Consider the following 24,002-nt stretch of genomic DNA (forward strand, 5'->3'; position numbering starts at 1 on the left):
CTTTATCCCATGAATACGACACTTCAACTTAACGACATGATGCGGCTGGTCAACAACCTGGTGCGCATCGGCAAAGTCTCAGAACTGGATCTGGCCAATGCGCGCTGTCGCGTCAGTACCGGCGACAATGTGACCGCGTGGCTGCCGTGGATAACCCACCGTGCTGGCCGTACGCGCAGCTGGTGGGCCCCGTCTGTCGGTGAACAGGTTTTGCTGCTCTCAATGGGCGGCGAACTGAATACGGCATTCGTTTTACCGGCCGTATTTTCCGATGCCTCACCTGCGCCTTCTGCTTCGGCGGATGCCATTCATCTGGCCTTCCCGGACGGCGCCATTTTTGAATACGAACCGAAGACCAGCGCGCTGAAGGTCACCGGCATTAAAACCGCGGTGATAAACGCCTCACAAAAAGTGGACGTGACGGCGCCTGAAGTCCGCTGCACGGCCAGCACCCGCATCACGCTGGATACGCCGGAAGTGGTGTGTACCGGCAAGCTCACCACCGGTTCCCTTGAAGTCAAACAGGGCGGCACGCTGACCGGGAATATCACCCACAGCGGCGGCAGCCTGATCTCTAACGGCATCATTGTGCATCTCCATCGTCACAGCGGTGTGCAATCTGGTAACGGTCAGACCGGAGGCCCGCAATGAGCAATGCAAAGTACGCAGGTATGGACAGAAACAGCGGGATGGCCATCGAAGATCTCGACCATATCCGCCAGTCCGTCAGCGACATTCTGAACACGCCGGTCGGCTCCAGAGTGATGCGCCGCGATTACGGTTCATTACTGTCTGAGCTGATCGACCAGCCGCAGAACGGAGCGCTGCGGCTGCAGATGATGGCTGTCTGCTACACCGCCCTGTTGCAGTGGGAGCCACGCGTCTCACTGACCGCAATCACTTTCAGCACGGATTACACCGGCAAGATGGTGGTTGAACTGACCGGAAACCGTAGCGATACGGCGACGGATTTTTCCCTGAATATTCCTGTGAGCTGACACTATGGCAACGATCGATTTGAGCCAGTTACCGGCCCCCGATGTGGTCGAAGAACTGGATTATGAAAGTCTGTTTGAAGAGCGTAAGACGGCGCTGATTTCCCTCTATCCCGCCGACCAGCGGGAAGCCATCAGCCGCACACTGACGTTTGAATCCGAACCCCTGGTCAAACTGTTACAGGAGAATGCCTACCGCGAACTGATCCTGCGCCAGCGGGTGAACGAAGCGGCGCGCGCGGTGATGGTTGCCTATGCCACGGGCAGCGATCTGGATCAGCTGGCGGCGAATTTCAATGTTGAGCGTCTGGTATTGCATGCGGCGGACAGCACCACCATCCCGCCAACGGCGGCCGTTCTGGAGTCTGATACGGATCTGCGCATGCGCATTCCGCAGGCGTTCGAAGGCTTGAGCGTCGCGGGTCCGACTGGCGCGTATGAATATCATGCGCGTTCCGCTGACGGGCGGCTCGCCGATGTCTCGGTGACCAGCCCTTCACCGGCGAATGTTCTGGTGACGTTGCTTTCTCACGATAACGACGGGATTGCCAGCGCCGACCTTATCGCCAACATTCTGGCCGCGCTGAATGACGAAGAAGTCCGTCCTGTGGCTGACCGCGTGGTCGTGCAATCCGCCAGCATTGTCCCCTATGAAATCGACGCGGCCCTGTTCCTTTACCCGGGACCGGAGTCCGAGCCTATCCAGCAGGCGGCAGAAGCGCAGCTGCAAACCTACATTTCCGATCAGCATCGTCTGGGGCGCGACATTCGTCTCTCCGCGATTTACGCCGCGTTACATGTCGAAGGCGTTCAGCGTGTGGAACTGACGAAGCCCGCCGCCGATCTGGTGTTAGATAAAACGCAGGCATCGCTGTGCACGCGTTATTCCATCGTCATCGGAGGTTCTGATGAGTGACCGGCTGCTGCCTTCAGGCTCGACAGATCTGGAAGTCGCTGCCGCGCAAGCCTGTGCGTTACTTGAGCGCGTCCCGGTTCCGCTGCGCACGTTATGGAATCCCCTTACCTGCCCGGCCGTTTTTCTGCCCTATCTGGCCTGGGCATTTTCGGTCGACAGCTGGGACAGCGAATGGCCCGTTGCGACGAAAAGAAACGTGATTCAAACCGCCTGGTTCATCCATCAGCATAAAGGCACCATCAGCGCGATCCGTCGTGTGGTTGAGCCGCTGGGTTACGTCATCAACGTGAACGAGTGGTGGGAAACCGGCGATGTGCCCGGCACGTTCCGTCTGGACATCGGCGTGCTGGAGACGGGAATTGACGAGGCGATGTACAACGAAATGGAGCGTTTAATCAACGATGCCAAACCCGCCAGCCGGCACCTGACCGGGCTGACGATTACCCAGACTATTCCCGGAAGAGTCTTCCTTGGTGCAGCGGCTTATGACGCCGACACCCTCACTATTTATCCTGGCTGATAAGGAACACCATGAGCACATTCAAATCTGTCGTCACTGACCTGGGACAGGCGCGCATCGCCGCCGCCATCCAGAGCGGTCAGGACATTAACATCACTCAGATGGCCGTCGGTGATGGCGGTGGCAGCGCCACAGTCCCGGTTTCCACCCAGACCAAACTGGTGAAAGAAACCTACCGCATCAAACTGAACTCCCTGAAAACGGACAGCAAACACGCGAACTGGATCATCGCCGAGGCGATCATTCCTGCCAGCGTCGGCGGTTTCTGGATGCGTGAAATGGGGCTTTACGCCGCCGACGGCACGCTGATTGCCGTCAGCAATATGGCCGATACTTATAAACCGACGCTCGAGGAAGGCTCCGGCCGCACCCAGACATTGCGGATGGTGATCGTCGTCACCAACACCGATGCCGTCAGCCTGACCATTGATGATTCCCTGATTGTCGCCACCGAAGAGTACGTCAACGACCTGCTGGCCGATCACGAAGCCTCACGCCGTCACCCGGACGGTACGCTAACCGCCAAAGGTTTTGTGCAACTGAGCAACGCCGTTGACAGCACCAGTGAAGTTCTGGCGGCGACGCCGAAAGCGGTGAAGGTAGCAAATGATTTGGCAAAATCAGCCAATGATAATGCCAACGGACGCCTGCCTTCTGCCGGCACAGCCGTTGCGGCAACCCGGCTGGCGACAGCACGCAAAATTGCGGGTGTGCCGTTTGATGGAACGGCGGATATTAATTTAGGCGTCACAAATATCACGGGTTTGGGTACAGCCGCTACAAGAGATGTGGGTACTGTTGATGGGAATGTAATGCAGGTCGGAGCATTTGGCCTTGGCGCGACTGCAGCGCCTGTCTTTACTGATGCGAGTGCGATTAATACGAGCGGTTTTTTCCGAATCGGAAGTAGTGGTATACATGGCCCTGTCTATGAAGCTCCAGCCGAAATAATTCAATGCCAATATGACGCAAATGCCGCACATCAGATAGCCTGGCGAACCGGAACTCTGAATGGCCCGATGTACCATCGTTCTAAAATAAACGGCGCATGGGGTGGTGAATGGCTCCCTGTCATTGATAAAAATGGCGGTACACTGCAGGGCGATTATGCGCCATTAGTTTTACAGCAGAAAACAGATAATAATGCGCTCATTATTATGGCTCGAAACAGTACAGGAGGAAATATCTGGTCGTTGGGTAAAGCAGCTGTTAATAGCAACACTGTACAACTGATTAATTACAAAGATAATACATCATTGCAATTGGCTGCTACGGCTACTATTACGGCCCCCCTAAAAATAACCGGTAATTTAGAGATAGCAACTGCCGCACCTATAATTCAACTCTCAGAATCTGATACAGGTAAAAAATACTTTATTGTCGCGGATGCCCGAGGCTTTCGTATTGACCAAGACTCTACATCAGGGACGAGCCTGATTCATTGGGATGGGAAATCTTACGTTCTTAAAGTCGGTGGGCAAATAGCACCAACAAGTTATGCAAACTTTGATGCCCGTTATGGTTTAAAGACGGCTGTTGTTACGGGTGTCAGATTATCTGGACGGACACGAATTTCAACCGGCGGAGATAACAACGCCCCGTCGGGATGTGTGTTTGTCATGATAGGTGATTTCGGTGCAGATAACGGCTATGGAGACTATTCAGCCGTACAACAATGCATTAATGGAAACTGGTACACAATAGCGAGCGTATAATGAAATTAATAAATAACCTCACACAATACTCCCCAAAAAAACCCATTGTTACCGGGGCCAGATATTTAAAATCAGATGATGGTACTGATTGGTATGAAGCACAAAAATCATTTCAAGACTCGACGATGAAAATAGTGTTTAACCCATCTGGCATCATCATATCTATGAGTTACGACGTATCAGCATTATGGCCAGAAGGAAATTCGGTTGCGGAAATATCAGCTTCAGAGATACCTGAAGACTTAAGTATTAATGGCGAATGGATTTTTGATGGTAAAAACGTCATTCCCAAAACATATTCTCATAACGAATTGTTTATACAGGCTAAGAAAAAGCGTAACTCACTCATGGCAGGAGCAAACGAAGCAATTATACCCTTGCAAGATGCCGTGGATATTAATGCCGCAACTGATGATGAACTCAACCGACTCAAAGCCTGGAAGACTTACCGTGTCGCCTTAAACCGGCTGGATTTGTCCACGGCCCCCGACATTACCTGGCCCGACATTCCGGCCTGATCAAAAGCTCCTTCGGGAGCTTTTTTATTATTCTCTTTCCCCCCGCTGTTGTGCCAACGCCCCCACGCCCCTGATCGAATGCGCTTACTGCTGTGAACCGGCATCCTTGCTTCACCACCCACAACAGAGAGAGTCACCCTGATGGCTGATTATCATCACGGCGTACGTGTCGTTGAAATCAACGATGGCACCCGCGTTATTTCTACCGTTTCCACCGCTATTGTCGGCATGGTTTGTACTGCAGAAGATGCAGATGCGGCCACGTTCCCCCTTAACACACCGGTGCTGATCACCGATGTTCTCGCGGCCAGCGGCAAAGCGGGCACCAGCGGGACTTTACGTGCCGCGCTGCTGGCGATTGCTGATCAGTGCAAACCCGTCACCGTCGTGGTACGTGTTGCCACCGGCGAAGATGAAGATGCGACCACCAGCAATATTATTGGCGGTTCGGATGCCAATGGCCGCTACACCGGCATGAAAGCGTTGCTGTCTGCACAGGCGGAGCTGGGCGTTAAGCCACGCATTCTGGGCGTTCCGGGGCTGGATAATCTGGCAGTCGCTACCGCGCTGGCTGGCGTTTGTCAGCAGTTGCGCGCTTTCGGTTATGTCGGCGTATATGGCGCAAAAACCATTTCCGATGCAATCGCCTACCGCGAAAACTTCAGCCAGCGCGAACTGATGCTGATCTGGCCGGACTTTGTGAACTGGAATACCGCCACCAGCCAGTCTGATATCGCTTATGCCACCGCCCGTGCGCTGGGCCTGCGCGCCAAAATCGACCAGGAAACCGGCTGGCATAAAACACTGTCGAATGTCGGCGTTAACGGCGTCACCGGCCTTTCTGCCAGCGTTTTCTGGGATCTGCAGGCCACCGGCACTGATGCCGATTTGCTGAATGAAGCCTGCGTGACCACGCTGGTGCGTAAAGACGGTTTCCGTTTCTGGGGTAACCGTACCTGCAGCGATGACACGTTATTCCTGTTCGAGAACTACACCCGTACTGCGCAGGTTCTGGCTGACACCATGGCCGAAGCCCACATGTGGGCCGTCGATAAACCAATGACGCCGTCCCTGGTGCGCGACATGATCGACGGCATCAAAGCCAAAATGCGTGAAATGAAATCAGCGGGTTACATCATTGATGGCGACTGCTGGTACGACGAAAACGCTAACACGGCGGAAACCCTGAAAGCCGGTAAGTTGTATATCGATTATGACTATACCCCGGTTCCTCCACTGGAAGATCTGACCCTGCGCCAGCGTATCACCGACTCCTATCTGGTGAACTTTGCCGCGTCCATTAACAGCTAAGGAGACGAGAACTCATGGCACTTCCTAAGAAATTAAAATACCTGAACCTGTTCAATGACGGGAACAGCTACCTCGGTCTGGTCTCTTCCCTGACTCTGCCAAAACTGACCCGCAAGCTGGAAAACTATCGCGGCGGTGGCATGAGCGGTTCCGTCGCCGTGGATTTCGGTCTGGATGACGACGCGCTGACCCTTGAATGGTCCATCGGCGGCCTGGATGAGCTGGTGTTGCAGCAATGGGGCAGCACATCGGATATTCCGCTGCGCTTTGCCGGTTCCCTGCAACGTGACGACACCGGTGATGTCTCTGCGGTAGAAGTCATGATGCGCGGCCGTCATAAAGAGTTTGATTTCGGTGAGTACAAACAGGGCGAAGACACAGAAACCAAAGTCACCACCCAATGTACCTATTTCAAACTCACCATCGATGGCAAAGAGCTGATTGAGATCGACACCGTCAATATGGTCGAAGTGGTCAATGGCGTTGACCGTCTGGCTGAGCATCGCACTGCGCTCGGCCTGTAATTCCCTTCCCTGAGCCGGCAGTGTTTCTGCCGGCTTCATTCCAGATTTAAGCAGGAAAACACATGAGCCAGACTGAAAACAACAACACCGTGATCCTGGATGTGCCGTTAAAACGCGGCGATACGAGCATCACGGAAATCCTGGTCACCAAACCGACCGCAGGCAGCCTGCGGGGTATCGGTCTTGCCGCGCTGGCAAACGCCGATGTCGATGCACTGATCACCATTTTGCCTCGCATCACCACGCCGAACCTGACCAAAGAAGAGTGCTCACGTCTGGAACTGCCTGACCTGATTGCGCTGGCAGGCAAGGTGATCGGTTTTTTATCGCCGAAACCGGAGGCGTAAACATTGCGCCCCGCCTCACTGTCGATGATCTGATGGCAGATATCGCGGTGATCTTTCACTGGCCGCCGTCCGAGATGGACGGCATGTCACTTACCGATCTGTTGAACTGGCGTCATAAGGCACTGCAACGCAGCGGAGTAAAAACAGATGAGTAATCTCGAACAGTTACCCACCACGCTTGAGAAAATGAACCAACAGCTGGGGCCGCTGCGTAAGGCGACGGCCAATATCTGGCAACAATTTACGACAGTACCCAAAAAGAATGTTTTCACCGGGATGTCGGAAGACATGACTGACGCCTCGTTACGGCTGCGCGGGTCTCTTTTTACCCCGGCTGAAAAACAGGCTTATGACGAGATGACAGAAACAATCAGGACGTCCTATTCGGAAAGCATTCAGCCATCGCGCCCGCAGGTTCTGGAACAAAAAGGACGGGAAGCAGGACAACGATACCAGCAGCGTAGAGAGAAAATTGACCGGCTAAAAAATTCCAGTACTTCACTTGTCGCCTTCGCACAACCGAAATTAGAGCTGGCGAAAAACTTCCTCAAACCGGCGTCTGATCTCGAAGCCGGGCTTTCTGAAGTTCAGGCGACGCTCAGGCTGAAAAATGATGATCCGCAGCTGGCCGCATTGCGCCAGCAAAGCCTGTCGATGGCCGCGTCAGGCCATTCTCCCGCCGACGTTGTCGCCAGACAGCAGGCATTGGCCAATACAGGAATGGATGCCGGTCAGGTGCTGACCCAGACATCTGCGGCACTGAACGGCGCGACACCCGCTGCGCAAATGGCCGTTACCGTCAAAGGCGATAATCTGGATGGCGACATCAGCAAACTGTTTGCGACCTGGGACACCCTGCGCATCAATCTGTTTGCCGGGCAAAGTTCCGCCCTGCGCGAACTCACGCAAACCGCAACAAGCTGGCTGGGTACGCTGAACACCTGGATCACTGATAATCCGCTGCTGGTGAATACACTGCTCGGCCTGGCATTAGGCATCACCGGCATTATCGGCGGGCTGGGCTCTCTCGGCACAGTCATAGTGCCGGTGCTCAGCGGGATCAATATGCTGATGGCTGGCGCCGGTTTGCTGGGCACGCTGTTCACCGGCACCGGCGGCATGATTGCCGCGGCGTTTACCGCCATCGGGCTACCGCTTCTGCCGGTCATCGCATTGATTGCCGGGATCGGAGTGGCAGTGGTCAAACTTTGGGAGCCGATCAGTGCCTTTGTCGGGGGCGTGATCGAAGGATTTACGTCGGTGATGGGGCCGGTCAGTGAGGCGTTTGCCCCGTTCAGCACGGCGCTGGGCTGGATCACCGACTTATTTGAACCGATTAAATTCAGTCAGGATCAACTGAGCGGTTTCAGCAATATAGGCAAAGAGGTCGGGGAAGCGATCGCAGAGGTTTTTGTCACGCTCAATAAAGCTGTCTCGCAAATCGGAGAACTCTTTATCTGGGCGAAAAAAGGATGGGACTCCATTTTTGGCAATGACAGTTCTGATGCAGGCGCGGATATGACGACACCGCCGGTTGACAGCATTTCCCCCACCGGCGGAGCACTGAACCTGTATCAGCCTGCCAAAACCAGCGTGGCCAATAATCTGACCGATAACCGTGCAACGACGGTCAATGTCAGCTTTACAGCCACACCCGACACCGATAAGCAGCAGATCCAATCATTGGTCAACGATGTCTTCAATGAACGTGAATGGAATGCCACCAATAATTCCTACAACCGGTTTGCTAACGGAGGGATCTACTCATGATGATGTCGCTGGGTTTATTCGTTTTTAAATTAAATACCCTTCCCTATCAGACGCTTGCCAGACAGACGAATTACAGCTGGGGAGATAACCCCCGCTTCGGGCAACGCCCTGTTTCGCAATTTCTCGGGCTGGGAAAAGAAACCATCACATTGTCAGGACAGTTGCTGCCCGAAGTCACCGGGGGAGTCAGCTATCTTCAGACACTTCAGGGGATGGCGGATTCCGGACGGGCATGGCCGCTGATTGAAGGCAACGGAACAATCTACGGCATGTATATTATTGAAAGTATGAACAATACCAACACGGAACTTAACTCCATCGGTCAGGCACGCAGTATCAGTTTTGGCCTGGTGTTAAGACGTGTCGATGAATCTCAGGCGGCGATGTTCGGCGATTTACTCACCCAGGCCGAAGGTTTATATAACAAGGCCAGTTCTGCAATCAGCAACTTCGTTGCGGGAGTCTGACTATGCTGACCGATTTGCAAATACCTGCCGGGGCAAGGATTGCGCCGGTATTTACACTGGCGATTAAAAATAAGGTCCTCGAGGAAAATATCTCCGACCGTATTATTAAATTGTCGGTAACAGATAAAAGCGGTTTTGAGGCGGACATGCTAAGCCTGACATTCGACGACAGTGATGGTCTGTTGCAGATGCCTGTCAGGGGGGCCATCTTGCACCTGCATCTCGGGTGGTCAAAACAAGCTTTATACGATTGCGGCTATTTTACGGTCGATACAGTCGTCTACTCCGGCTCCCCCGATAAAATTGACGTGACCGCCCGCAGCGCAGATTTTCGTGGCTCTTTTGCTACCAGGCGCAGCCAGTCCTATGACGATTACACACTGGGTGCAATTGTGCGGATTATTTCTGGGCGGAATGCCTTATCGTTGCCGGTGATCCCGCAGGAACTCGACAGCATTAAGATACCGCATATCGATCAGACGACTGAAACAGATGCCTATTTCCTGAGCCGTCTGGCGCAAAATTACGGCGCTCAGGTCACGGTGAAAAATGGCTCAATCTTATTTTTTAAAGGGGGAACAGGTCGCACCGCGTCGGGCCAGGCGCTTCCCTGGAAGACCCTGATCCGCAGTGACGGAGATAATTATACCTATAAGCTGACAGATACCCGGGCCTATAGCGGCGTGAAGGCACAATGGCACGATGTTAAAACGGCGACGAGCAGTAATATTGCGCTTAACCGCACCGCTGATAAGAGTTATACCGCCGGAACGGCAGAAAATATCCTGCAGCTCGCCAAAATCTTTCCTGACGAGGAAACGGCAAAACGGGCTGCAGACTCCGTGTTTAGTCAGATACAAACTGATTCGTCGTCCTTCAGCATCAAACTTGCCATGGGACGCGCCGATCTCAGTGCGCAATCGCCGGTAAACGTCCAGGGTTTTAAAGATGAGATCGACAGTCAACGCTGGGTGATTGAGTCCGCAGTGCATAATGTTAATGAGAAAGGCTTTACTACCACGTTGAATCTGAAGATTTACATTGCAGATATCACTTACGAATCCTCAATAACATAATTTAAACTTGCTTTTGCGAGTTATGAGTTTCATAATCACCTTATCGCTTACTTGTCATGCCGGAGGTTTTTATGATGCATTGTCCGCTTTGTGGAAAGGTTGCCCATACACGTTCAAGCCGTTACCTGAGTGAATCCACGAAAGAACGCTATCACCAGTGTCAGAACATCGAGTGCAGCTGTACCTTCGCAACACACGAATCTGTCGCCCGGGTTATCTCAAAACCGGGTGGCCAGCCTGCCGCTGCGTAGTCAATATGTGTTCATTGATGCAAAAAAAAGGGGTTAGCCGATGGCTAACCCCTTGTTCTATATTAACTAGTAGATGTCGCGTTAGCGATACCTTAGCCCAGACGCTCTTTGATACGAGCAGACTTACCAGTACGCTCACGCAGGTAGTACAGTTTAGCTTTACGAACGGCACCACGACGTTTAACAGTAATGCTGTCGATTACTGGGGAGTGAGTCTGGAATACACGCTCAACACCTTCGCCGTTAGAAATTTTGCGAACAGTGAATGCAGAGTGCAGACCGCGGTTACGAATAGCGATAACCACGCCCTCGAATGCCTGCAGACGCTTTTTAGAACCTTCAACGACCCATACCTTAATTTCCAGGGAATCACCTGGACGGAATGCAGGTACGTCTTGCTTCATCTGCTCTTGTTCGATTTGTTTAATGATATTGCTCATAATATGTCTCTTACCCTAGGTAAACTGATATATCGGGACGGCTAAGCGTTACGCTTCGGCGTTCCCTTCATAGTTTTGTTGACTGAGCCGATGTTCCTTTTGGAACTCTCTCAGCAACACCTCTTGCTCGTCAGTCAGAGCTAGGTTTTCCAGAAGTTCAGGTCTTCTAAGCCAGGTTCGACCCAGCGACTGTTTCAGGCGCCAGCGACGTATATCAGCGTGGTTTCCCGACAGTAAAACTGACGGTACCTCCATGCCTTCCAACACTTCAGGGCGGGTATAATGGGGACAATCCAACAATCCGTCAGCAAAAGAATCTTCCTCTGCTGAAGCCTGACGACCCAAAACGCCCGGTATAAAGCGGGAGACTGAATCAATCAGAGTCATTGCCGGCAACTCTCCACCGCTAAGAACATAATCGCCAATTGACCATTCTTCATCAATTTCGGTTTTGATTATGCGCTCATCGATCCCTTCATAACGGCCACAAACCAGAATAATTTTCTGATGCGCCGCCAGCTCGCAAACACCGGTTTGATCCAGTTTGCGACCCTGAGGTGAAAGATAAATCACTTTCACACCTTCGCCTGCCGCTGCTTTTGCTGCATGAATCGCTTCCCGTAAAGGTTGCACCATCATCAGCATTCCGGGACCCCCGCCGTAAGGGCGTTCGTCCACGGTACGATGTCGATCGTATGCGAAGTCACGAGGACTCCAGCAATTTACGCTCAACAGGCCATTCTTAACTGCCCGGCCAGTTACCCCGTAATCCGTGATTGCGCGGAACATTTCAGGAAACAGGCTAATTATACCGATCCACATAGCCTACCCCTTCCAAATGTTTGACCGCTCAACCAGACCTTGTTTACATGTTTTACATGAATAAACACTACGGAGGTCAAAAACCAGGATCCCAATCTACTTCAACAGTGCGAGTAGCGAGATCGACTTTCTTGATAACCTGCCCATCGAGGAACGGAATCAACCGCTCCTTGAGTCCGAAGGCATCTTTCAGGTTGGCTTTCACTACCATCACATCGTTAGAACCGGTTTCCATCATATCGATGATTTTGCCCAGTTCGTAACCGGAAGTTGTCACTACCTGGCAACCAAAAAGGTCTTTCCAGTAGTAGTCACCGTCTTCCAGTGGAGGCAGCTGCTTTGAATCGACGACAATTTCGCAATTGGTCAGAAGATTCGCAGCATCCCGATCATCAACGCCTTTGACTTTGATAATCAGATCCTGAGTGTGGCGTTTCCAGCCTTCCAGCTCGACAACTTGCCACTTACCGGCACGCTGGATAAACCAGGGCTGGTAATCGAAGATGCTTTCAGCGTCTTCGGTGGATGAAAACACTCTGAGCCAACCACGAATGCCGTATGTTGAACCCATTTTGCCGAGTACTAACGGCTCAGCGGGTACCACTGGATTGGATTGCTTGCTCATTGCCACCACCGCGACAGATTAAGCTGCTTTCTTAGCGTCTTTGATCAGCGCAGAAACGCGATCAGAAACGGTAGCACCCAGACCAACCCAATGGGCAACACGGTCCAGATCCATACGCAGTGCTTCAGCCTGGCCAGAAGCCAATGGGTTGAAGAAACCTACGCGTTCGATGAAACGACCGTCACGAGCGTTGCGGCTGTCGGTCACTACTACTTGATAAAACGGACGCTTTTTTGCGCCGCCACGTGCTAAACGAATTGTTACCATAACATCCTCTTTAGTTAATAAAACAACCAGACCCCATCGGGGAACGGGGTCTGGTTGCAATATAAAAAGCCCGAAAATTTTACTCATTTTGGCGCAAAAAGCAATCTAAAGCGTAGAAACCTTAGCCACCATTTTGCATGAGCCGCCTATATGGCTGATATATAGGCAGTGACGTCGATTAACGGCCAGGGAAACCCGGTGGCATCATACCTTTCATGCCACGCATCATTTTCGCCATGCCGCCACTCTTCATTTTCTTCATCATGCGCTGCATATCATCGAACTGCTTAAGTAAGCGGTTGACGTCCTGCACCTGCATGCCGGAACCCATCGCGATACGACGCTTACGGGAACCTTTAATAATTTCCGGTTTGGCGCGCTCTTTCAGCGTCATCGAGTTGATGATCGCTTCCATCCGCACCAGCACTTTATCATCCATCTGGGATTTGACGTTATCCGGCAGCTGACCCACACCCGGCAGTTTGCTCATCATACTCGCCATGCCGCCCATATTACGCATTTGCTTGAGCTGCTCGAGGAAGTCGGTCAGGTCAAAGCCGTCGCCTTTCTTGAGTTTGCTCGCCAGCTTTTCAGCCTGTGCGCGGTCAACTTTGCTCTCAATATCTTCGATAAGCGAGAGAACGTCGCCCATACCCAGAATACGGGAGGCAATACGATCCGGATGGAAGGGCTCCAGCGCATCGGTTTTTTCACCCATACCCAGGAATTTAATCGGTTTGCCGGTGATATGACGAATCGACAGCGCAGCACCGCCACGGGCATCACCGTCGACTTTAGTCAGGATCACGCCGGTCAGCGGCAGCGCTTCATTAAACGCTTTCGCGGTATTCGCGGCATCCTGACCCGTCATGGCATCGACAACAAACAGGGTTTCGACCGGATTAATCGCGGCATGAACCTGTTTGATTTCGTCCATCATCGCTTCGTCGACGTGTAAACGGCCGGCGGTATCGACAATCAGAACGTCGTAGAATTTCAGTTTGGCTTGCTGAAGTGCGCGGCTGACGATATCCACCGGTTTTTCCTGCGCATCGGACGCAAAGAAATCCACTTCAACTTGCTGCGCCAGGGTTTCCAGCTGTTTGATCGCCGCAGGGCGATAAACGTCGGCGGACACCACCAGCACTTTTTTCTTTTTCTTTTCTTTCAGGAATTTCGCCAGTTTACCGACGCTGGTCGTTTTACCGGCACCTTGTAAACCTGCCATCAGAACCACAGCCGGAGGCTGCGCCGCTAAGTTAAGCTCGGTGTTAGCCTCGCCCATCGCGGTTTCCAGCTCTTTCTGGACAATTTTGACGAATTCCTGACCCGGGGTGAGGCTCTTATTGACCTCAACGCCAACAGCGCTTTCTTTCACCCGGTTGATGAAGTCACGCACGACCGGCAGCGCAACGTCCGCTTCCAGTAACGCCATACGCACTTCACGTAATGTCTCTTTGATATTTTCTTCGGTCAGCCGCCCGCGGCCGCTGATATTGCGCAGTGTGCGCGACAATCGATCGCTTAAATTCTCAAACATCGTCTCTTGCTCAACGTAATGACAGGCCGCTTTTGCGACGTAATTGCGGGATTATAACACGAAGCGCGGACGATCTCTGCTTTGGCATCTCAGATAGGTTGGAGCGTGACGCGGGTAACGTTATACTGCGGTTCTCATTCACTTTTCGATGCTACCGAAACGCTATGTCAGTTTTTGCTCTCGTCGCCATGTTGGCCTATCTGCTCAGCCTTGCACTGATAATTCCGAGCATCATCCGGAAGAACAGCGCATACCGGCGTTTAGCACTGATTTCCGTGGTGGTGGCCCTGATCTGCCACGCCGTAGCATTGCAACAACGTATTTTCGATGTCAGCACCGGCCAGAACCTCAGTCTGGTGAACATTGGATCGGTCGTCAGTTTAATCATTGGCACGGTGATGACCATCGTCGCCTCGCGCAATCGTGGCTGGTTTGTCCTGCCGATTGTTTACAGTTTCTCGCTGATTAATCTGGCGTTCGTGACCTTTCTTCCGGGCGAGTTCATCACTCATCTTGAAGAAAGCAAAGGCCTGCTGGTTCACATTGGTCTGGCATTATTCTCGTATGCCACACTGATGATCGCCGCACTTTACGCGCTGCAACTGGCGTGGCTCGATTATCAGCTGAAGAATAAGCGCCTGACGTTTACGGCTGACATGCCGCCGCTGATGAGCATCGAGCGCAAACTTTTTCACATCACCCAGATTGGTGTCATTTTACTGACGCTGACGCTGTGCACCGGATTACTGTATCTGAACAACCTGTTCAGCCCGGAGAATATCGACAAGGCCGTCTTATCGATACTGGCATGGTTCGTTTATATCGTCCTGTTATGGGGCCATTATCACGAAGGCTGGCGTGGCCGCCGCGTGGTATGGTTCAGCATGGCGGGCGCCATCCTCCTGACTCTTGCCTATTTTGGCAGTCGCCTGATCCAGCAAATCATGGTTCATTAATTAAAAGGAATACCCGTTGGAGCACGTCTCAACAACAACCCTGATCATCACATTGATCATCATGGTGGTGGTTTCGGCTTATTTTTCAGCCTCCGAAACCGGTATGATGACACTCAACCGTTACCGGTTACGTCACCTGGCCAAACAGGGTAACCGCGCGGCGCGTCGCGTCGAAAAGCTGTTAAAACGCCCGGATCAACTGATCAGTCTGGTGCTTATCGGCAACAACCTGGTCAACATTCTTGCTTCCGCTCTGGCAACGATTGTGGGCATCCGTCTGTATGGCGATGCCGGCGTGGCGATTGCTACCGGTGTGCTGACCTTTGTTGTGCTGCTGTTTGCAGAAGTCCTGCCAAAAACCTTTGCCGCACTGAATCCTGAGCGCATCGCGTTTCCGAGCAGCATTTTGTTGCGTCCGCTGCAAAAAATCATGATGCCATTGGTGTGGATCCTGAACAGTCTCTCGCGCCTGCTGATGAGAATGTTCGGCATCAAGACCACTGCCAGCCTCAGCGATGCCGTCAGCAAAGAAGAACTGCGTACCATCGTGAACGAGTCACGCTCGAATATCTCACGCCGTAATCAGGACATGCTGCTTTCCGTGCTGGATCTGGAAAAAGTGTCAGTTGATGACATCATGGTGCCGCGCAATGAAATCGTCGGCATTGATATCAATGACGACTGGAAGTCGATAATTCGCCAGCTCACCCACTCGCCGCATGGCCGCATTGTGCTTTACCGCGACTCCCTCGATGATGCGATCGGTATGCTGCGCCTGCGTGAAGCTTACCGTCTGATGACCGAGAAAAAAGAGTTCACCAAAGAAAACCTGCTGCGCGCCGCCGACGAGATTTACTACATTCCGGAAGGTACGCCGCTGAATATTCAGCTGGTAAAATTCCAGCGGAATAAAAAGAAAGTGGGCATCGTGGTGGATGAATACGGTGATATTCAGGGGCTGGTAACGGTTGAGGATATCCTTGAAGAAATCGTCGGCGATTTCACGACGTCGATGTCACCGACGCTTGCTGAAGAAGTCACGCCGCAAAGCGACGGGTCCGTGCTGATTGAAGGCAGTGCGAACGTCCGTGAGCTGAACAAAGCGTTTAACTGGCATCTGCCCGCAGAGGAAGCGAGAACCATCAACGGTATGCTGCTGGAAGTGCTGGAGGATATTCCGACCATCGGCACCAGCCTGCGTATTGAAGATTATGAAGTGGAAATTCTCGATGTGCAGGACAACATGATCAAACAGGTGCAGGTTCGCCCCTTACAACCGTTGCAAAGCAGCGTAAACCAGCGCTGAGCCTCTGAATTTCAGACATAAAAAAGACGCGAATTTCGCGTCTTTTTTGTCTTCAGCACCAACCAAAAACGACTAGATGTGCAGTTCGGACAGTTTCTCTTTTGGCAGAGCCAGATCATCGTTACGGTTTACGACAACATCATGATCGATGATGTGTTGCGCGATTTCCTGTGCTTCTTTCAGGGAATGCATTTCGTAAGTACCGCACTGATATTCATTCAGCTCGGGGATCTGACGCTGTTCTTTCACTTTCAGAACGTCCGCCATCGCGGCTTTCCAGGCATCCGCCACGCGTTGCTCTTCCGGCACACCAATCAGGCTCATGTAGAAACCCGTACGGCAGCCCATCGGAGAAATATCGATGATCTCAACACCGCTGCCATTCAGGTGGTTACGCATGAACCCTGCAAACAGGTGCTCAAGGGTATGAATACCACGTTCAGGCATTACTTCAATGTTCGGGCGGCAGAAGCGCAGATCGAACACGGTAATGGTGTCACCGTGCGGGGTATGCATGGTTTTTGCGACGCGAACAGCAGGTGCTGCCATACGGGTATGGTCTACGGTAAAGCTATCCAACAGTGGCATATCGTCACCTCTCCTAAATAAATTAATTTTTTTTACGAACTCAGGAAACCTTTTCCCAGCACGCGGGTCTTAATTAGTGAAAGACGCGCATTTGTTATCATCATCCCTGTAAACAGAGATGTTTATTTGGCCACATTAATTGTGGCCTTTTTCTTTTCTACTCAACGCTACTGCCTGCATTCGCAGCCAGGTATTCTTCAAAGCTTAGCTTATCGCCGGCTTCCAGTGCGCGCTGACGCTGCCAGGAACCGTCCTGCTCAGCCATTAAAGCACTCTCATCCAACACTTCCAGCGGTTCACTCACCAGCATCTGACGGTATTTCTCCGCCAGTTCCAGCCCGAGATTCCCCACGCCTTGCTGTTTCAGATCCCTGAGGATACGGGCCGAATACGTCAGTTCCGGATCATCAAACGCCGCGACCAGCTCTTTGCAAACATCCTGATACTGATTATCGCCGTTTTGTTTATCCATGACCTGGGCAACACGGCTCAGATCGGCAAACAAAGCATTACCGACGCTGGCTAATGGCTGACGTTCATCATGACAGCCGATACCAATCGTCTGTCCCGGTTTACGACCTTCAAGGATCACCCGGTTCCAGTTTTTGCGCGTACAAAGCAGTTCATCACTGCTCATTTCCGGCGCATCCGCTAATGCACACCATACCAAAAACAGATCCAGGAAACGTGCCTGGGTTGCATCAATGCCCACAGGAGAGAACGGATTGACATCCAGCGAGCGGACTTCAATGTATTCGATCCCGCTGCGCATCAGCGCATCAGAAGGCGTTTCACCCGATTTGGTGACACGTTTAGGACGGATTGGCGCATAAAGTTCGTTCTCAATCTGTAACACATTGGTGTTCAGCTGAAGATATTTCCCGTCCTTTTTCACGCCCATTTCCGCATACTCCGCCGATGGCGTGCGGATAGCCTTTTTCACGCCCTTCACATACGTCGTAAGGTCGTTAAAGGTGATGCCCAGATTGCTCTGTGATTTATTGGTATACCCCAAATCACTCAGACGCAACGAGGTGGCATAAGGCAGATAACACAATCCGCCTTCGGTATATTCGAATGGCAAATCTGTTTCACGCCCTTTCAGGAATGAAGAACAAATCGCAGGCGACGCCCCGAACAGATACGGGATCACCCAGCCGAAACGGTAATAGTTACGGATGAGTTTGAAATAGCCAGCAGAGATGGCCTCTTTGCCGCTTTCAACATCGGTCACACCTAACCGCTCCTGCCAGAAAGTCAGTGGCAAAGAGAAATTATAGTGGATGCCGGAAATGACCTGCATCAGCGCGCCGTAGCGGTTCTTCAGACCTTCGCGGTAAAGCGTTTTGAAACGTCCTGCGTTCGACGAACCATATTGTGCCAGTTCGATATCCTGTCCGGATTCGATAAAGCACGGCATGCTGAACGGCCACATACGCTCGTCGCCAAGCTCACGGGCTACGTGACGGTGAATGTCACGCAGAAACGCCATCAGATGCTCAATATTGTCATCGACGGGCGTAATGAATTCTAATAAGGCTTCAGCAAAATCGGTGGTGATCCAGCGATGCGTCAGTGCCGCACCTAAAGATTCCGGGTGTCCGGTTGTCGCTAATGAACCATCGGGATTAACCCGCAGTGTTTCACGCTCAATACCGCGACGAATACCTTTTAATGCCTGAGGGTGGGCTTCCAGCCAGGAAAGCGCCTGAGATACATCCGGGATCAAATTGACCTCCCGCTCGGTGAAACCATTAATTTGCAAGCATACTGAGTCTGCATAGATGTGACCATAATTGATAGCTGATGCCAATCTAACTGAACCATGAGAGCCCCTCCAGCGTAACAACCGTCAAAAGGACGTAACGCACGGCCTTTCCGATAAACATGAAAAAGACCACAGGCCCCCACGGCATTCGCAGCCAACCTGCTAACACACACAACACATCGCCTATCACCGGTAACCAGCTCAGCAATAACGCGGCAGGTCCAAAGCGCTTCAGCCAGCCCTGTGCAACGTGTAATCCACGCTGAGGCTTAAGCTGCGGCAGAAAGCGTCCGATGATGACGTTGGTTATGCCACCTAAGGTATTGCCAACAGATGCAGACAAAACCAGTGCCGCTGGCATTGCGCTGCCAGCTGACAATAAAGCCACTAATAAGACTTCTGAATTCCCGGGCAATAATGTGGCGCTTAAAAAACTGCTGCCAAATAAAGAAGCCAGCGCCACGGCGCTACTCACAGCGTACGCACGTCCACAAAATCCATATTGGCGCGTTTCGCCGCCTCAATACCGAAATCTGCATCTTCAAAGACGACGCATTTTTCAGGAGGCACGCCGATGAGCTCAGCGCAACGCAAAAAGGTATCCGGCGCAGGTTTGTGGTTCTGCACGTCATTCGCGCCCACAATGGCGTCAAAGCAATCACGCAGCCCTAAATGCCGTAACAGGGCATCCGCCATCCAGTGCTCACTGCCCGTCCCGACTGCCATCGGCCGGCGGCCATGATAGGCTTTGACGACATCCACCAAAGGCAGAGGCCGGACGGTATCGAGCAGCATTTCCTGCACGGCAGCGGTCTTCTCTGCGGCCAGCAGATGGGGATCCATATCGACATTATTGCTGTCGATAACAAACTTGGCGATGCGCCAGGTCGGAGAACCATTCAGAGCAACCATGGATTCGACATCAAACTGCATGCTGTATTTGGTCAATACCTGATGCCATGCCTTACGGTGCGTAGGTTCGGTATCCAATATGGTGCCATCCATATCAAATATTAGCCCTTCGTATCGATCGTACATCGAAAGCTCCATGATCACGAAAAAACAGGAAAACTACTTTAGCGCAAAGTCTTTCGAAAGTCGCATTTTGTCCACACCTACAGCACATCCGAACACGTAGGAAACATCAGGGAAATGAAAAGGAAGAGGTAAAATCAGGAGGCAAAATGCAGAAAGCAAAAAACCCGCCGAAGCGGGTTTTTCTCATGCTGAACGACAAATACATCTTCAACATACACAGAATAGGATGCACCCAGGAAGATGACTCGGCGGGGCCTCGCCCTGCGGGCCGTTGCTAAAGCAACGTTATCTTCATTCGTGCTACCTTCATGCCGGAGGACCTTATACGAAAGTCGTCGCTCAAACATGTTCAGAATATGGTGCACCCAGGAAGATTCGAACTTCCGACCGCTCGGTTCGTAGCCGAGTACTCTATCCAGCTGAGCTATGGGTGCATTGGGGTCGTGCTGAGTTTTTCGGGAAATACTAAGAGAAAGAATGGTGCACCCAGGAAGATTCGAACTTCCGACCGCTCGGTTCGTAGCCGAGTACTCTATCCAGCTGAGCTATGGGTGCATTTTGATTCTTACTGCAGATTTACCTGACCATTTTTCCGTACTGCATCCGCTTTCGCTTTTGCCCGTCACGCTCATTTGATTGCAAATCAACATACGTTCAGGAAAGTATGGTGCACCCAGGAAGATTCGAACTTCCGACCGCTCGGTTCGTAGCCGAGTACTCTATCCAGCTGAGCTATGGGTGCATTTTAAATGGCGGTGAGGCGGGGATTCGAACCCCGGATGCAGCTTTTGACCGCATACTCCCTTAGCAGGGGAGCGCCTTCAGCCTCTCGGCCACCTCACCATACGCCTCTTGCGAGTGTGCTGACTAACTTTGTTCAAGCTCATCGGCACTGCGTGGCGCACATATTACTTTCTGGCCCTTATAAGTCAAACCCTTTTTTCCTAACAATCACCCGTTTGGACATTTCACGCGCAACCTGCGCAGTTTGAAGACAAAAACAGGGCGTAAACGCAGAAAAAACGTCTTCATTTTCAGGAATGGCAGATCAGGAACACATCACGGAGGGAAATGAAAAAACGAAAAAAGCAGGAAAACAGGGAAAGGAAAATCAATAACGCGCACAAAAGAGGATCAGCGCCTCGCCATTGACGAGACGCCTCGTAAATCAGTAACTCGTCTGCTGAGACTTTTCAGCCTGGATACGCTGGTAAATCTCTTCACGGTGAACAGAGACCTCTTTTGGCGCATTCACACCAATGCGCACCTGATTACCTTTAACACCTAAAACGGTAACAGTAACCTCATCGCCAATCATGAGGGTTTCACCAACTCGGCGAGTTAGAATAAGCATTCTTTGCTCCTTGAATAATTAAAAGAGTCGGGTCTCTCAGTTTCCCGGCCATTATCGATCATAAGCGGGTAAAACGTAAGCCATGACCCCTACATAAAATGTAAGCAGCCTGCAACTTCAGCCATGAGTACTTTAAGTTTAGCCGATATCATCATTGTCGCGACTTTAATCGCGAAGCCCACCCTGCCATTAAGACTGAAAACGCCATACAGCACAACAGATTATGGCGTTTTCCGGGTGAGCGATTTATTTCTTATGACAGCTTAGATTCAACCCAGGCTTCTACCGTTGCCAGAGCAGCAGGTAACGCCTGCACATCACTACCACCAGCCTGCGCCATATCAGGACGACCACCGCCTTTGCCGCCCACCTGCTGGGCAACGGAGGCAATCAGCTCGCCTGCTTTAACGCGATCGATCAGATCTTTCGTGACACCGGCAATCAGGCTGACTTTGTCATCCGCAATGGTCGCCAGAACAATAATCACTGAACCTAACTGATTTTTCAGATCATCAACCATCGTACGCAGAATCTTAGGCTCTACGTTATCCAGCTGACGAACCAACAGCTTAACGCCTTTCACTTCTTTCGCCTGGCTGGACAGTGATGCACTTTCCTGCGCGGCTTGCTGACCTTTCACCTGCTGAAGTTCTTTTTCCAGCACACGTGAACGTTCAATCAGGGTACGGATTTTATCGGTAATGCTGTTCACATCGCCTTTTACCAGATGTGCCACATCCTGCAGCAAATCGCTTTGCTGATGCAGGGCATTGATGGCATTTTCACCGGTAATCCCTTCAATGCGGCGAACACCTGCTGCGGTACCGGATTCGCTCTGAATACGGAACAGACCGATATCACCGGTACGGCTGGCGTGCGTGCCACCACAGAGTTCGGTAGAGAAATCACCCATGCTCAGCACACGAACGCTGTCTTCGTATTTCTCACCGAACAGCGCCATGGCGCCTTTCTCTTTCGCTTCTTCCAGATCCATGATGGTGGTCTGAATAGGCAAATTGCGGCGGATCTGGGCATTCACCAGATCTTCGACCTGGCGGATCTCTTCAGGTTTCATGGCTTCAAAATGCGAGAAGTCGAAACGCAGATAGTTGTCATTAACCAGAGAACCTTTCTGAGCCACATGTTTGCCCAGAACCTGACGCAACGCGGCGTGCAGCAAGTGGGTCGCAGAGTGATTCAGACGAATACGGTCACGGCGCGCGGCGTCAACTTCCGCCTCGACGCTGTCGCCGATGCTCAGTTTACCGGCGTTCAGGGAACCCTGGTGGCCAATCGCTTTGCCGTATTTCTGCGTATCCGAGACGGAGAAAATGCCTGATGCCATTTTCAGGATGCCTTTATCGCCCACCTGACCACCGGATTCACCGTAGAACGGCGTGTCATCCAGCACGACAATCGCGTTAACGCCAGCCTCAATCTCATTCACTGGCTGACCATCAACAAACAGCGCGATCACTTTGGAATGGCGTTGCAGATGTTCGTAACCGGAGAACTGAGTGACGCCATCCACGCGAACCATGCTGTTATAATCTGCGCTGAAGCCGCTGGACTCACGAGCACGACGACGCTGAACGTCCATCGCTCTCTCGAAACCGGCTTCGTCAACTTTCAGATTGCGCTCGCGGCAAACATCCGCGGTCAGATCCAGCGGGAAACCGAAGGTGTCGTACAGACGGAAAGCAATTTCGCCGTCCAGCGTATCGCCTTTCAGAGCGGACAATTCTTCGTCCAGCAACGCCAGGCCGCGTTCCAGAGTACGGGCAAACTGCTCTTCTTCGGTTTTCAGCAGTTGCTCAACCATCGCCTGCTGTTCTTTCAGTTCTGTCGCCGCCGGGCCCATCACCTCAATCAGCGGAGCAACCAGTTTGTAGAAGAACGTGTCTTGCGCACCCAGCATGTTGCCGTGACGGATCGCACGACGAATGATACGACGCAGCACATAGCCACGGTTTTCATTGGATGGGATCACGCCATCGGCAATCAGGAACGCACAGGAACGGATATGGTCAGCGATAACGCGCAGGGATTTGCTGGTCAGATCGGTCGCACCGGTAACTTCCGCGACAGCCGCGATCAGTTTCTGGAACAGATCGATGTCGTAGTTTGAGTTCACGTGCTGCATCACCGCGGTGATGCGCTCAAGCCCCATCCCGGTATCAACGGACGGTTTTGGCAGCGGCAGCATGGTACCGTCAGCCTGACGGTTGAACTGCATGAAGACCAGGTTCCAGATCTCGATATAACGGTCGCCATCTTCTTCAGCAGAACCCGGAGGGCCGCCCCAGATGTGATCGCCATGATCGTAGAAAATCTCGGTACAAGGGCCGCAAGGACCGGTATCACCCATCTGCCAGAAGTTGTCAGAGGCGAAGGCGCCGCCTTTATTATCGCCGATGCGGATAATACGTTCTTTAGGAACGCCGACTTCTTTTTCCCAGATTTCAAAAGCTTCGTCATCGGTCTCGTAGACGGTAACCCACAGCTTCTCTTTCGGCAGATTGAACCAGTTTTCGCCGGTCAGTAATTCCCAGGCGTAGTTGATGGCATCGTGCTTGAAGTAATCGCCAAAGCTGAAGTTACCCAGCATTTCGAAGAAGGTGTGGTGACGTGCGGTATAACCGACGTTTTCGAGGTCATTGTGTTTACCGCCTGCGCGGACACAACGCTGAGACGTGGTAGCGCGGTTGTAATCGCGCTTATCCAGACCGAGGAAAACGTCTTTAAATTGGTTCATCCCGGCATTGGTAAACAACAGTGTCGGATCGTTTGTCGGGACAAGCGAACTGCTTGAAACAATGTTGTGTCCCTTACTATGGAAGAAATCGAGAAACGCTTGACGGATCTCAGCGGTGCTCTTGCTCATAAAT

The 24,002-nt window shown here is 52.1% G+C and carries 27 protein-coding genes and 4 tRNA genes; 16 read left to right on the forward strand and 15 right to left on the reverse strand.

The window, feature by feature from the left end; all coding sequences use genetic code 11:
• Positions 1–9: 9 nt before the first annotated feature.
• The 14 genes from EDF78_RS13610 (at position 10) to EDF78_RS13675 (ending at position 10,410) form a co-directional block, all read left to right on the forward strand.
• A complete protein-coding gene (locus tag EDF78_RS13610) occupies positions 10–651 on the forward strand; it encodes a phage baseplate assembly protein V (protein ID WP_133823301.1) in 642 nt (213 codons plus the stop codon).
• Positions 648–998 (forward strand): GPW/gp25 family protein, encoded by a 351-nt coding sequence (locus EDF78_RS13615; protein WP_095923479.1) that lies wholly within the window; start codon positions 648–650, stop codon positions 996–998. Before EDF78_RS13610 ends, EDF78_RS13615 begins: the two co-directional genes overlap by 4 nt.
• A gap of 4 nt (positions 999–1,002) precedes the next feature.
• Entirely contained in the window at positions 1,003–1,911 is a 909-nt protein-coding gene (locus EDF78_RS13620) for a baseplate assembly protein (RefSeq protein ID WP_133823302.1), read from the forward strand.
• Positions 1,904–2,431, forward strand: coding sequence for a phage tail protein I (locus EDF78_RS13625; protein ID WP_119823228.1), 528 nt, complete (start codon positions 1,904–1,906; stop codon positions 2,429–2,431). Before EDF78_RS13620 ends, EDF78_RS13625 begins: the two co-directional genes overlap by 8 nt.
• Positions 2,432–2,442: 11 nt before the next feature.
• Positions 2,443–4,146, forward strand: coding sequence for a phage tail protein (locus tag EDF78_RS13630; RefSeq protein ID WP_133823303.1), 1,704 nt, complete (start codon positions 2,443–2,445; stop codon positions 4,144–4,146).
• Positions 4,146–4,664 carry a tail fiber assembly protein gene (locus tag EDF78_RS13635; protein WP_133823304.1) on the forward strand — a complete coding sequence of 173 codons (519 nt, stop codon included), beginning with the start codon at positions 4,146–4,148 and terminating at the stop codon, positions 4,662–4,664. Before EDF78_RS13630 ends, EDF78_RS13635 begins: the two co-directional genes overlap by 1 nt.
• 141 nt (positions 4,665–4,805) lie before the next feature.
• The gene (locus tag EDF78_RS13640) at positions 4,806–5,975 is read left to right on the forward strand and encodes a phage tail sheath protein (RefSeq protein ID WP_119823233.1); all 1,170 of its coding nucleotides are present in this window, start codon (positions 4,806–4,808) and stop codon (positions 5,973–5,975) included.
• A 14-nt stretch (positions 5,976–5,989) separates the two neighbouring features.
• Positions 5,990–6,499 carry a phage major tail tube protein gene (locus EDF78_RS13645; RefSeq protein ID WP_095923493.1) on the forward strand — a complete coding sequence of 170 codons (510 nt, stop codon included), beginning with the start codon at positions 5,990–5,992 and terminating at the stop codon, positions 6,497–6,499.
• 62 nt (positions 6,500–6,561) lie between these two features.
• The gene (locus tag EDF78_RS13650) at positions 6,562–6,846 is read left to right on the forward strand and encodes a phage tail assembly protein (protein ID WP_133823305.1); all 285 of its coding nucleotides are present in this window, start codon (positions 6,562–6,564) and stop codon (positions 6,844–6,846) included.
• A gap of 32 nt (positions 6,847–6,878) precedes the next feature.
• Entirely contained in the window at positions 6,879–7,001 is a 123-nt protein-coding gene (locus EDF78_RS13655) for a GpE family phage tail protein (protein WP_015689400.1), read from the forward strand.
• Positions 6,994–8,616, forward strand: coding sequence for a phage tail tape measure protein (locus tag EDF78_RS13660; RefSeq protein ID WP_133823306.1), 1,623 nt, complete (start codon positions 6,994–6,996; stop codon positions 8,614–8,616). The genes EDF78_RS13655 and EDF78_RS13660 overlap by 8 nt, the downstream gene beginning before the upstream one ends.
• A complete protein-coding gene (locus tag EDF78_RS13665; protein WP_095923497.1) occupies positions 8,613–9,083 on the forward strand; it encodes a phage tail protein in 471 nt (156 codons plus the stop codon). Before EDF78_RS13660 ends, EDF78_RS13665 begins: the two co-directional genes overlap by 4 nt.
• Positions 9,084–9,085: 2 nt before the next feature.
• Entirely contained in the window at positions 9,086–10,159 is a 1,074-nt protein-coding gene (locus EDF78_RS13670) for a contractile injection system protein, VgrG/Pvc8 family (RefSeq protein ID WP_131693249.1), read from the forward strand.
• 71 nt (positions 10,160–10,230) lie between these two features.
• The gene (locus EDF78_RS13675; RefSeq protein WP_015695930.1) at positions 10,231–10,410 is read left to right on the forward strand and encodes an ogr/Delta-like zinc finger family protein; all 180 of its coding nucleotides are present in this window, start codon (positions 10,231–10,233) and stop codon (positions 10,408–10,410) included.
• A 92-nt stretch (positions 10,411–10,502) separates the two neighbouring features.
• Here EDF78_RS13675 and rplS read toward each other — a convergent pair whose 3' ends face one another.
• The 5 genes from rplS to ffh form a co-directional block, all read right to left on the reverse strand.
• A complete protein-coding gene (gene rplS, locus EDF78_RS13680) occupies positions 10,503–10,850 on the reverse strand; it encodes a 50S ribosomal protein L19 (RefSeq protein WP_095923499.1) in 348 nt (115 codons plus the stop codon).
• 48 nt (positions 10,851–10,898) lie between these two features.
• Complete coding sequence (gene trmD / locus EDF78_RS13685) at positions 10,899–11,672, reverse strand: tRNA (guanosine(37)-N1)-methyltransferase TrmD (protein WP_131693250.1); 774 nt, start codon at positions 11,670–11,672, stop codon at positions 10,899–10,901.
• Between the two features lie 76 nt (positions 11,673–11,748).
• On the reverse strand, positions 11,749–12,297 hold the full coding sequence (gene rimM / locus EDF78_RS13690; RefSeq protein WP_013574036.1) for a ribosome maturation factor RimM: 549 nt from the start codon (positions 12,295–12,297) through the stop codon (positions 11,749–11,751).
• Positions 12,298–12,315: 18 nt separating this feature from the next.
• On the reverse strand, positions 12,316–12,564 hold the full coding sequence (gene rpsP, locus EDF78_RS13695; protein ID WP_015689395.1) for a 30S ribosomal protein S16: 249 nt from the start codon (positions 12,562–12,564) through the stop codon (positions 12,316–12,318).
• Between the two features lie 178 nt (positions 12,565–12,742).
• Positions 12,743–14,104 (reverse strand): signal recognition particle protein, encoded by a 1,362-nt coding sequence (gene ffh / locus EDF78_RS13700; protein ID WP_095923500.1) that lies wholly within the window; start codon positions 14,102–14,104, stop codon positions 12,743–12,745.
• A gap of 164 nt (positions 14,105–14,268) precedes the next feature.
• On the opposite strand from ffh, the gene EDF78_RS13705 reads away from it, so the two are divergent.
• Both EDF78_RS13705 and EDF78_RS13710 read left to right on the forward strand, forming a co-directional pair.
• Positions 14,269–15,060, forward strand: a complete 792-nt coding sequence (locus EDF78_RS13705) for an inner membrane protein YpjD (RefSeq protein ID WP_095923501.1) — start codon at positions 14,269–14,271, stop codon at positions 15,058–15,060.
• Between the two features lie 16 nt (positions 15,061–15,076).
• Positions 15,077–16,366: an HlyC/CorC family transporter gene (locus tag EDF78_RS13710; RefSeq protein ID WP_095923502.1), complete on the forward strand. Its 1,290-nt coding sequence runs from the start codon at positions 15,077–15,079 to the stop codon at positions 16,364–16,366.
• Between the two features lie 72 nt (positions 16,367–16,438).
• Here EDF78_RS13710 and luxS read toward each other — a convergent pair whose 3' ends face one another.
• The 10 genes from luxS to alaS form a co-directional block, all read right to left on the reverse strand.
• Positions 16,439–16,954: an S-ribosylhomocysteine lyase gene (gene luxS / locus EDF78_RS13715; protein WP_095923503.1), complete on the reverse strand. Its 516-nt coding sequence runs from the start codon at positions 16,952–16,954 to the stop codon at positions 16,439–16,441.
• A gap of 157 nt (positions 16,955–17,111) precedes the next feature.
• The gene (gene gshA, locus EDF78_RS13720) at positions 17,112–18,683 is read right to left on the reverse strand and encodes a glutamate--cysteine ligase (RefSeq protein ID WP_119823239.1); all 1,572 of its coding nucleotides are present in this window, start codon (positions 18,681–18,683) and stop codon (positions 17,112–17,114) included.
• Between the two features lie 85 nt (positions 18,684–18,768).
• On the reverse strand, positions 18,769–19,197 hold the full coding sequence (locus EDF78_RS13725) for a YqaA family protein (protein ID WP_095923504.1): 429 nt from the start codon (positions 19,195–19,197) through the stop codon (positions 18,769–18,771).
• Positions 19,194–19,760, reverse strand: coding sequence for a fructose-1-phosphate/6-phosphogluconate phosphatase (gene yqaB / locus EDF78_RS13730; RefSeq protein WP_095923505.1), 567 nt, complete (start codon positions 19,758–19,760; stop codon positions 19,194–19,196). The genes EDF78_RS13725 and yqaB overlap by 4 nt, the downstream gene beginning before the upstream one ends.
• 357 nt (positions 19,761–20,117) lie before the next feature.
• Positions 20,118–20,194, reverse strand: a tRNA-Arg gene (locus EDF78_RS13735).
• Between the two features lie 44 nt (positions 20,195–20,238).
• Positions 20,239–20,315 (reverse strand) — tRNA-Arg (locus tag EDF78_RS13740).
• Between the two features lie 110 nt (positions 20,316–20,425).
• Positions 20,426–20,502: transfer RNA gene (locus EDF78_RS13745), tRNA-Arg, on the reverse strand.
• Between the two features lie 8 nt (positions 20,503–20,510).
• Positions 20,511–20,603 (reverse strand) — tRNA-Ser (locus EDF78_RS13750).
• A 325-nt stretch (positions 20,604–20,928) separates the two neighbouring features.
• Positions 20,929–21,114: a carbon storage regulator CsrA gene (gene csrA, locus EDF78_RS13755; RefSeq protein ID WP_013574027.1), complete on the reverse strand. Its 186-nt coding sequence runs from the start codon at positions 21,112–21,114 to the stop codon at positions 20,929–20,931.
• Between the two features lie 253 nt (positions 21,115–21,367).
• Positions 21,368–23,998, reverse strand: a complete 2,631-nt coding sequence (gene alaS / locus EDF78_RS13760) for an alanine--tRNA ligase (RefSeq protein WP_133823307.1) — start codon at positions 23,996–23,998, stop codon at positions 21,368–21,370.
• Positions 23,999–24,002: the final 4 nt, after the last annotated feature.

It is taken from the genome of Rahnella sp. BIGb0236 (assembly GCF_004364755.1).
Classification (GTDB): domain Bacteria; phylum Pseudomonadota; class Gammaproteobacteria; order Enterobacterales; family Enterobacteriaceae; genus Rahnella; species Rahnella victoriana.